Origin of the sequence: Haloechinothrix alba, from assembly GCF_900188115.1 — a bacterium.
GTDB classification, from domain to species: domain Bacteria; phylum Actinomycetota; class Actinomycetes; order Mycobacteriales; family Pseudonocardiaceae; genus Haloechinothrix; species Haloechinothrix alba.
Map to the genome: position 1 here is coordinate 90,934 of NZ_FZNW01000021.1, position 9,783 is coordinate 100,716.

At 67.7% G+C, this 9,783-nt stretch carries 10 protein-coding genes; 4 read left to right on the forward strand and 6 right to left on the reverse strand.

Going from position 1 to position 9,783, the window contains the following annotated elements; all coding sequences use genetic code 11:
* Window positions 1-50 precede the first annotated feature (50 nt).
* A complete protein-coding gene (locus CHB84_RS18800; protein ID WP_089302971.1) occupies window positions 51-503 on the reverse strand; it encodes a MaoC family dehydratase in 453 nt (150 codons plus the stop codon).
* Window positions 504-559: 56 nt separating this feature from the next.
* Between CHB84_RS18800 and CHB84_RS18805 the strand changes: the two genes are divergently transcribed.
* The 4 genes from CHB84_RS18805 (at window position 560) to CHB84_RS18820 (ending at window position 5,327) form a co-directional block, all read left to right on the forward strand.
* A complete protein-coding gene (locus CHB84_RS18805; RefSeq protein WP_245818834.1) occupies window positions 560-1,399 on the forward strand; it encodes an SDR family NAD(P)-dependent oxidoreductase in 840 nt (279 codons plus the stop codon).
* 88 nt (window positions 1,400-1,487) lie between these two features.
* Window positions 1,488-2,642: an acetyl-CoA C-acetyltransferase gene (locus CHB84_RS18810; RefSeq protein WP_089302973.1), complete on the forward strand. Its 1,155-nt coding sequence runs from the start codon at window positions 1,488-1,490 to the stop codon at window positions 2,640-2,642.
* Between the two features lie 5 nt (window positions 2,643-2,647).
* Window positions 2,648-3,796, forward strand: a complete 1,149-nt coding sequence (locus CHB84_RS18815; RefSeq protein WP_089302974.1) for an acyl-CoA dehydrogenase family protein — start codon at window positions 2,648-2,650, stop codon at window positions 3,794-3,796.
* 85 nt (window positions 3,797-3,881) lie between these two features.
* Window positions 3,882-5,327: an aldehyde dehydrogenase gene (locus tag CHB84_RS18820; protein WP_089302975.1), complete on the forward strand. Its 1,446-nt coding sequence runs from the start codon at window positions 3,882-3,884 to the stop codon at window positions 5,325-5,327.
* A gap of 43 nt (window positions 5,328-5,370) precedes the next feature.
* On the opposite strand, the gene CHB84_RS18825 is transcribed toward CHB84_RS18820, so the two are convergent.
* From CHB84_RS18825 to CHB84_RS18845, 5 genes are all read right to left on the reverse strand, one after another.
* On the reverse strand, window positions 5,371-6,270 hold the full coding sequence (locus CHB84_RS18825) for an HTD2 family dehydratase (protein WP_089302976.1): 900 nt from the start codon (window positions 6,268-6,270) through the stop codon (window positions 5,371-5,373).
* Window positions 6,267-7,007 carry a 3-oxoacyl-ACP reductase FabG gene (gene fabG / locus CHB84_RS18830; protein WP_089302977.1) on the reverse strand — a complete coding sequence of 247 codons (741 nt, stop codon included), beginning with the start codon at window positions 7,005-7,007 and terminating at the stop codon, window positions 6,267-6,269. Before fabG ends, CHB84_RS18825 begins: the two co-directional genes overlap by 4 nt.
* Window positions 7,008-7,012: 5 nt before the next feature.
* Window positions 7,013-8,191 (reverse strand): acyl-CoA dehydrogenase family protein, encoded by a 1,179-nt coding sequence (locus tag CHB84_RS18835; protein ID WP_245818835.1) that lies wholly within the window; start codon window positions 8,189-8,191, stop codon window positions 7,013-7,015.
* Window positions 8,188-9,021: an HpcH/HpaI aldolase/citrate lyase family protein gene (locus CHB84_RS18840; RefSeq protein ID WP_089302978.1), complete on the reverse strand. Its 834-nt coding sequence runs from the start codon at window positions 9,019-9,021 to the stop codon at window positions 8,188-8,190. Before CHB84_RS18840 ends, CHB84_RS18835 begins: the two co-directional genes overlap by 4 nt.
* Before the next feature lie 254 nt (window positions 9,022-9,275).
* Window positions 9,276-9,650 (reverse strand): hypothetical protein, encoded by a 375-nt coding sequence (locus CHB84_RS18845; protein ID WP_089302979.1) that lies wholly within the window; start codon window positions 9,648-9,650, stop codon window positions 9,276-9,278.
* Between the last annotated feature and the right edge of the window lie 133 nt (window positions 9,651-9,783).

Here is a 9,783-nt window from a genome sequence, read left to right on the forward strand (position 1 = left end):
GGCGACGCGACGCGTGGCCGCGGGCACCGGCGCGGTGTGCCCGGGCGTTCCTACGGGACGTATCGCACGACCGATTCCACGACACATGCCGGCTTGTCGCTCTCCTCGATCTCGATGGTGGTGGAGAGCGTGACCTGGACAGTGCCGTCCTTCTCGGCGGCGTCGGCGATGCGAGAGCTGGCGCGGAGCCGGGCCCCGACCGGGGCGGGGGCGGGAAAGCGCACCTTGTTCAGACCGTAGTTGATTGCCATCGTCACGCCGTCCACACGGTACAGCTGCTGCAGGAACGACGGCAGCAGGGACAGTGTCAGCAGCCCGTGCGCGATCGTCCTGCCGAACGGCCCGTCCTTGGCGCGCTCCGGATCCACGTGTATCCACTGGTGGTCACCGGTGGCCTCGGCGAACCGGTCGATACGCGGCTGGTCGACGACCGCCCACTCCGTCGTACCCAGCTCCTCGCCCGCTGCCGCGGGAAGCTCGAACGGGCTGGCGAAGACCCTCATCCGACCCCTACTTTCCTGTTTCGTTCACTTTTAAATTTATGATAAAATAATCTAGCGTGTCCGTCAACGTGGCACGCAGCTGCCCGGAAGGAGGGGTGATGGAGCTCGGCCTCGAAGGTGTCAGGGTGCTGGTGACCGGAGGTGCGTCCAATATCGGCCGGGGTATCGTGCACGGCTTCGCAGCCGAGGGTGCCCGCATCGTCATCTGCGATATCGATGGCGAGCAAGCGGCGAAGGTGCGCGAGGAGGCGTTGTCGCACGGTGCCAAGGCTGCCGAGGTCGCCGTGGTCGACCTGACCGCCGAAGAGTCCGGAACCCGGGCGGTGGGCAGCGTCGTCGACCTGTGGGGCGGGATTGACGTCCTCGTCAACAACGCGGGATGGACCGCACCGGCATTCATCACCGAGGACGTGGACCGCAGGCGGTGGCTGCGCACCGTGGAGATCAACCTGCTGTCGGCCGTGGACTGCACGCAAGCAGCGGTACACGAGATGCGTTCGGTCGGGGGTGGCTCCATCGTGGCGATCTCCAGTGATGCGGCCTTCGGCGAGCACCGCCAGGGTGTCTACGGCGCCGCCAAAGCGGGCATGATCGCCCACGCCCGGACCGTCGCGAAGGAGCACGGGCGCGACGGGATCCGATCCAATGTGGTTTGTCCCGGTCTCGTGCTACCGGACGGGGATGAGGCTGTCGGGGCGGACAGCCTCTGGTCCGCGGGGCGGGACGCTGTGTTCAGCGACAAGCAGGTCGAGTCACTACGCAAGGGTATACCGCTGCGCAGGTTGACGAGTCCGGACGATGTGGCCAATGCGGTTGTCTGGCTTTCCTCGGAGCGGGCGGCGCGGCAGGTGACGGGGCAGGTCTTCTCCGTCAGCGGCGGTTTCGCCATGCCGTGACCGGCGCGGCTGGTCGTACGGATCACATATACATGGAATTTATTCTATATTAAACTTGTAGCGATGCCAGCCGAGTAGAGGAGGACAGATGGCCGAGGCCTTCATTGTCGATGCGCAGCGCAGCCCGGTGGGCCGCCGACGAGGTGGCCTGTCCGCGGTCCACCCGGCCGACCTCGGCGCGCACGTGATCCGCGGACTCGTCGAGCGGACCGGTGTCGACCCCGCGGCGATCGACGATGTGATCTTCGGTTGCCTCGACACCATTGGCGCGCAAGCCGGTGACATCGCGCGTACGAGTGCGCTGGCCGCGGGGGTGCCCGAGTCCGTTCCCGGTGTCACGGTGGATCGTCAGTGCGGTTCCTCGCAGCAGGCGGTGCACTTCGCCGCGCAGGCCGTGATGAGCGGGACCGCAGAGCTCGTCCTGGCAGGCGGTGTGCAGAACATGAGCCAGTACCCGATACTCAGCTCGTTCCAGGCGGGCGAGCCGTACGGCGCATCGGACCCGTGGACGGGCTGTGCGGGATGGGAATCGCGTTACGGGGAGCAGGAGATATCGCAGTTCCGCTCCGCGGAGATGATCGCGGATGAGTACGGCATCTCCCGTCCGGAGATGGAGCGGTTCGCGCTGGAGAGTCACCGGCGTGCCGTCCGAGCCCGGGAGGACGGCCGGTTCGATCAGGAGCTGCTGCCGCTCGACGGTGTGAAGCGTGACGAGGGGCCGCGGGCCGATACCTCACCGGACAAGATGGCCGAGCTCGAGCCCGTGGTCACGGACGGCCGGATAACGGCTGCCGTGGCGAGCCAGATCTCCGACGCCGCGGCCGCGATGCTTGTCGCGTCGGAAGAGGCGGTACGCGCGCACGGCCTGACGCCGCGGGCCCGCGTGCACCACCTGTCGGTACTCGGCTCGGATCCGGTCAACCTCCTGACCGCCCCGATACCCGCGACACGGCGCGCGCTGGCCAGGACGGGGCTCGGTGTGGACGACATCGACCTGTTCGAGTGCAACGAGGCGTTCGCCAGTGTGGTGCTCGCGTGGCAGCGGGAGCTCGGCGTGGATCCGGAGAGGGTCAACGTCAACGGCGGCGCGATAGCGCTCGGTCACCCGCTCGGTGCGACCGGTGCCCGGCTGATGACGACCATGCTCCACGAGCTCGAGCGCACCGGCGGCCGGTTCGGCCTGCAGACCATGTGCGAGGGCGGAGGACAATCCAATGTGACCATCATCGAACGGCTGGGATGATTGCCATGGAGCGGAAGCTCTACGACGATACGCACGAGCAGTACCGGGAGACGGTGCGCACGTTCCTGCAGAAGGAGGTCGTTCCGTACCACGAATCGTGGGAAGCCGACAGGTGGATCGATCGCTCGGTATTCGCCAGGGCAGCCGGTCTCGGGGTCTACGGTCTGCAGATCCCGGAGGCCTACGGCGGTGCCGGGGAGCAGGACTACCGCTTCCGCATGGTGGCCGCGGAGGAGATCGCCAAGGCGCACACGATCTCCTTCGCGGTGACCATCGCGCTGCAGGACGACCTGGTACTGCATTACCTGCTCGACCTCACCACCGAGGAGCAGCGCCGGCGATGGCTGCCGGGCATCGCCCGGGGCGAGCTGATCGGGGCGCTGGCGATGAGCGAGCCCGGAGCAGGCAGTGACCTGCGGGGAATTCGAACGACTGCGCGTCGCGACGGCGACGAGTGGATCCTGAACGGGCAGAAAACCTTCATCAGCAGCGGGATCATGGCCGATCTCGTGATCGTCGCCGCGCGAACCGATCCCGACGCAGGCTCGAACGGGTACAGCCTGTTCGTGGTGGAGAAGGACATGCCGGGTTTCCGGCGAGGCAGGAAGCTGGACAAGATCGGACTGCCGGCGCAGGACACCGCGGAACTGTACTTCGACGACGTCCGGGTGCCGTCGGACAACCTGCTCGGCGTTGAAGGCCGGGGATTGCAGCACCTGATGAGCCACCTTCCCCGCGAACGCCTCGGCGTCACCGTCAAGTCCCTCGCGAACTGCCGAGCGGTGTTCGACGTGACGCGGCAGTACTGCGCCGAGCGCCAGGCATTCGGCCGGTCGATCGCCGAGTTCCAGCACGTTCGTTTCGAGCTCGCCGAGATGGCCACGGAGATCGATGTCGCGCAAGCCTATGTCGACGACTCGGTGCGCGCGTACAACGCGGGCGAGCTGACAGCGGTGGACGCGGCCAAGGGGAAGTGGTACGTGAGCGAGCTGCAGAAACGGATCATGGATCGCTGCCTGCAGCTGCACGGGGGCTACGGCTACATGACCGAGTACGCGGTCGCCCGGGCGTTCGTGGACACACGCGTGCAGACCATCTACGGCGGAACCACCGAGATCATGAAGGAGCTGATCGGGCGCGATCTCGTGGGTTGACCCGGCGCCCGGCGACAGGACCGGACCGTGCGCCCGAGCCGCCCGCGCGCTCGTCCGGTAGGCAACCAGCACAGCAGGAGCACGCATGCACGTGGAATACGACAGGCTCTTCATCGGTGGCGACTGGGTCGCGCCCAGCTCGGCGTCACGGATCGACGTGACGTCGGCAAGCACCGAAGAACCGATCGGCCGGGTACCCGAGGCACGCGAGGAGGATGTCGAGGCCGCGGTCAACGCCGCCCGCCGGGCCTTCGACGATCCCGCAGGCTGGTCCGGTTGGCCGGCAGCCGAGCGGGCGGCCGCCATGGAGCGGTTGGCCGACGAGCTGGTTGCGCGCAGCGAGGAGATCGTGCGCCGCGTCAGTAGCCAGAACGGGATGCCGGTGAGTATCGGCGAGCAGAGTGAGGCGCTGTTCCCGTCCTTGCTGTTGGGGTACTACGCCACCCTGATCCAGGAGCAACCCGGCGAGGAGCGCAGGCCGGCGTTCGTGGCCGGCACCACCGTTGTGCGGCGTGATCCGGTCGGTGTGGTGGCTGCGGTCGTGCCGTGGAACTTCCCGCAGTCGTTGAGTTTCTTCAAGATCGCGCCGGCGCTCGCCGCCGGCTGTACGGTGGTGCTCAAGCCTGCGCCGGAGACGGTGTTGGACGCGTTCGTCATCGCCGAAGCGGCCGAAGCGGCAGGGTTGCCGCCGGGTGTGATCAACATCGTTCCCGGCGATCGGGACGCCGGTGCTGCGCTTGTCGCGCATCCCGGCGTGGACAAGGTGTCGTTCACGGGCTCGACCGCTGCCGGACGCGCGATCGGCGAGGTATGCGGGCGGCTGCTCCGGCCGGTCACGCTGGAGCTGGGCGGAAAGTCGGCTGCGATCGTACTGGATGACGCCGACCTGCCGTCGAGGTTCGAAAGCCTGTTCCAGGCGACCCTGATGAACAGCGGGCAGACGTGCTACGTGGGAACGAGGATCCTGGCTCCGCGGAATCGCTACGACTCGGTGGTCGAGGCGTTGACGGCGATGGTGCGTTCACTGAAGCTGGGTGATCCGCTGGATCCCGCCACCGAGCTCGGCCCGCTGGTCAGCGAGCGGCAACGCGACCGCGTCGAGGCCTATATCAGTGCCGGCCGGTCCGAGGGTGCGCGGCTGGTCAGTGGCGGCAAGCGACCGGCGGAGTTCGACAGGGGGTGGTACGTCGAGCCGACCGTGTTCGCTGACGTGGACAACGACTCGGCCATCGCCAGGGAGGAGATCTTCGGACCCGTGCTGTCCGTGATTCCGTACAGCACGGTCGACGAGGCGGTCGCCATCGCGAACGACTCCGAGTACGGTCTCGGCGGTAGCGTGTGGTCGGCCGACCCCGAGCGTGCCGAGTCGGTCGCCGCGCGGGTACAGACGGGATCGATCGGGATCAACAACTACATGCTCGACCCCGGAGCGCCGTTCGGGGGCGTCAAGGCGAGCGGTATCGGCCGTGAACTCGGTCCCGAGGGGCTCGAGGCCAACCAGGTGACCAAGTCGATCTACCTGGAACCGTGACCGCGCGGGGGTGTCCCGCGGCGGTTCGGCCCACGGCTGCTGATCACTGCCGGGTCGAACTGTCGACAGTCACGGTCGCGTTCGGCCGCGGCTCCGCTCCCTCTGTCCAGTCAGGACCGACGGCGCTGAGCGTCATGCCGCCGGATTCCTGGGAGTCGGTGCGTACGAGCGATGCGCGTTGTCCACAGTACAGCGGGCGGAGTACGCGGTGGTGGATATGCGTGACCGGCTGCGGATGCTCTTCGAGTCGTACCAGCTCGGCCAGCGCCAGCGTCATCAGGGGCCCGTGGACGACCAGTCCGGGATAGCCTTCCACCCGTGTCGCGTACGGCCAGTCGTAATGGATCCGATGCGGGTTCGAGGTCGCGGCGCTGAAGCGCATGAGGAGCGTCGGGTCGGTGGCCAGCTCCCACTCCCATGCCGCGTGACGATGCAGCGGCGACCCGGCTGGGGTGAGGCCGGACGCGCTGTCCGGTGTGGCGGCGTCGTCACCGGCCGCGCCGCCTTCACGGAACACGAGGTCCTGGGTCTCGTCCACGGCACAGGCACCGTCCTCGTTGAACAGCCGGGTACGTATCTTGACGAGTACGAGGTTGCCGCTGCGGCCGGACTTCTCCTCGACCGAGGTCACCCGCGACTCGCGGCGGACGGTGCTGCCGACGGTGATGCCTGCGTGGAAGCCGGCGGACCCGCCCGCGAACATGCGCCGGGGAAGGTCGATCGGGGGCAGGAACGAGCCGCGCCGCGGGTGCCCGTCGACACCGATCTCCGCGGATACCGGCCACCGTGCCAGGGCCACCCAGTGCCACAGCGGCGGCAACTCGTCGCCGACGCCCGGGGCGGCGAGGCCGTCGTCGAGCAGCGCGGCCAGCGCTGCCACCGGCGCGTGCTCGACCACCTCGTCGGTGACGACCGTGTGCGGCTCCCACGACACGGGGCTCACATGAACCTTCCGCCGGTGACTTCCAGGACCGTGCCGGTCATGTAGGAGGACAGGTCCGAGGCGAGGAAGAGCGCGACCGAAGCGACCTCGCCCGGCTCTCCCGCGCGCTGCATGGGGATCTCGTGCATCTTGCCCTCCCAGACGTGCTCCGGCATGGCCGTGGTCATCGGTGTGGCGATCAACCCGGGCTGTATCGCGTTGACCCGGACGCCATGGTGCGCCATTTCCTTGGCGGCTGCCTTGGAGAGCCCGACGATGCCTGCCTTGGCCGCGGAGTAGTTCGTCTGCCCGGCCATGCCGACCTTGCCGGAGAGCGAGGAGACGTTGACGACAGCTCCGCTGCGCTGCTCGCGCATGACCGCTGCCGCCTGCCGGGTGCCGTTCCAGCAGCCCTTGAGGTGCACGTCGACGACCTGGTCGAACTGCTCCTCGGTCATGGTACGCATGGTCGCGTCCCTGGTGACGCCAGCGTTGTTGACCATGACGTCCACCGAGCCGGTGAGATCGGTCGCGGCACGCAGTAGCGCGTCGATATCGGCGGACCGGGTGACATCGCACCGGTGCGCGTGGGCCCTTTCGGTGCCGCCGAGCTCGGTGACCGCGGTCTCGGAGGCGTCCCCGTCGAGGTCGCCGAGAACGACTCGGGCCCCCTCTTGTACGAAGCGTTGCGCGATCGCGAAGCCGATTCCCTGAGCCGCTCCCGTGATCACCGCGGTCCGCCCGTCCAGCAGTCCCACGCCGGTTACCTCCCCTCGCTGTCCTGTGCCTCGCGCGCGATCAGCTGCGCGGCGATGACGTTGCGCTGGATCTCGTTGGTGCCTTCGCCGAGGATCATCAGCGGTGCGTCCCTGAAGTAGCGCTCGACGTCGAACTCCTTCGAGTAACCGTATCCTCCGTGCACGCGCATGGCGTCCAGGGCGACCTGCATCGCGTTCTCCGAGGCGAACAGCTTGGCCATGCCGGCTTCCATGTCCGTGCGCTCTCCCGCGTCCAGGCACGCGGCGGCGTCCACCGTCATGAGCCGGGACGCCCGCACCTTGGTCGCCATGTCGGCGAGGAGGTTGCCCACCGACTGGTGCTTCCAGATCGGTTTGCCGAACGACTCGCGTTGCTGGGAGTAGGCCACGGCCTCGGCAAGGGCCGCCTGACCGACCCCGACCGCGCGTGCCGCTACCTGGATGCGTCCGACCTCGAGACCGCGCATCATGTGCGCCCAGCCCTTGTTCGGCTCGCCGCCGAGAACGGCGCTGCTCGGCACCCGGGCGGCGTCGAAGACGACCTCGCACGACTCCACACCGCGGTAGCCGAGCTTGGGCAGGTTCGGCGACACCTCGACCCCCTCACCGGCCTCGACCAGTACCACGCTCATTCCGCGGTGTGCCGGTTCCGCCTCCGGGTCGGTGATGCAGAGCAGCCCGATCAGCCCGGAGTGGCGGGCATTGGAGATCCACATCTTGGATCCGTTGATCACCAGCTCGTCACCGTCGGCCTGGGCCTGCGTACGCATCGCCTGGAGGTCGCTGCCACCGCCGGGTTCGGTCAGGGCCATCGTCGCTCGCAGGCTGCCGTCAGCCATGCGCGGCAGGTAGGCATCGCGCTGTTCGGGGGTTCCGAAGTGCCTGATCAGGTAGGTGATGACCGAGTGCCCGCCGATCGCCCCTGCCAGGCTCATCCAGCCACGTGCCAGCTCCTCGGTCACGAGCGCGAAGCACGCTGTGCTGACATCCACGCCGCCGTGTTCCTCGGGCGCCAGCAGGCCGAAGAACCCGAGCCTCTTCATCTCCTCGATGAACTCCTCGGGGTAGATGTCGCCCGGCTCGTACTCGCGTACCTTCGGGCGGACGCGCTGGTCAACGAACTCGGCGACCATCGCGACCATGTCGCGCTCCTCCTGGCTCAACATACTGGTCGCCGCGGTCATGGTGCCTCCTGCTCGGTGCGGGACAGCCGCAGGATCCTGCGTGCCCTCTCGACTACGGGTTTGTCGACCATCTGGCCGTCCAGTACGGCGACGCCGTCGTGCCGTTCGGCGTCGACGACCGCACGAGCCCATCGCAGCTCGTGCTGCGCCGGACTCAGGCTTTCGGTGACGATGGGAACCTGCCGTGGATGGATGCACAACTTGCCTGCGAAGCCGAGCCGTGCTGCCAGGGCGGTCTCCTCGCGCAACGGTGCATCGTCGGCCAGCTGACCGCATACGCCGTCAACGGGCGGCGCGAGGCCGGCCACCGCGGAGGCGAGTACCAATGCCGTGCGCGGATACGCCATCGCGGTCGCATCACTCGCCGCCACTCCGAGTTGCGCAGCGAGGTCGAAGCTACCGAAGGCGAGCCGTTCCACTCCGCTCGCCATGGCGAGACTCTCTGCTCGGGACACGCCCTTAGCCGTCTCGATGAGCGCGACGACACACGAGCCGGGCGCCAGGAGGGTGGTGAGTTGCTCGATGCTCGCCGCGTCTTCGCTCTTGGGCACCATGACGATGCACTCGCGGCGGCGGACCATGGATATGTCATCGGCGTGCCACTCGGTATCCGGCGGGTTCACGCGGACGGCGGCCGGGTGACCGGCGTCGAGCCACTCTGCGGCGGCCGACCGGGCATCGTGCTTGCGCGGCTCCGCCACAGCGTCCTCGAGGTCGATAACCATCACATCCGGGGAAGCGGCCTCGGCCTTCGCGAAGCGATCCGGGGTGTCGCCGGGCACGAACAACCATGTCCGCGCGTCGCGCGCCCGTTCTGCAGCTGAGCTCATCGGGCGACCGACCCTGTCGTCACGAGTGATGTGGAGGGAGCCGCACCATGGCGCCGGTGCCCGGCTGCCGGCGACCGGCGGTGGTCGGGCCGGAGCGCGACGGCACCGCGGCCGGAGGCTGGACCTGCGTCGGGCGGGGGTGTCTTCGCGGGGTTCGACACGTGCTCGCTTTCGGTCTCGGAGGGTGGGCCTGACGTGCGCATGTGTAGTCCGAGGATGCATCGATGTGACTATAAAATTGAATATAGTTTACATTAACTGGACCGTGCAACCGGCGGGTTCTCGCATGTGACCTGCTGCACCATCTGGTGCCGGTGATCGCTCTGGCGGTGGATCGGTCTGCGCCGCCTGCCCGTGGGCCGGCGGGAACATGCGTGGCGCAGGCTGGGTGGCGCGGTGTTGTGCACCGCGTGCGGTGGTGATGTTGCCTGGGTCTTGTTGTGCCGGGTTGTTGGATCTCGGGCGACGGGCTGGACGGTCGGGTGGTGTTCGTGCGCGGTCGGGGTGAGCATGCCGAGTGCGCTGTGGCGGCGCCGGCGGTCGTAGAAGATCTCGAGGTATTCGACGATCGCTTTGGCCAGTCCGATCCCGGTCATCCACGTCTTGCGGTCGAGTACCTCGGTGTGCATGCGCCCCGGAATGACTCGATGCCGGCGTTATCGTAGCTTTATCCGGCTAATAGCTTCGCCTTCCGGTTTTTGGCCGGTTAACGTTTTCAGTCTCGTCGGGCTGTGAGTCGCCTGATTTGTTCTTCGTGGTCTC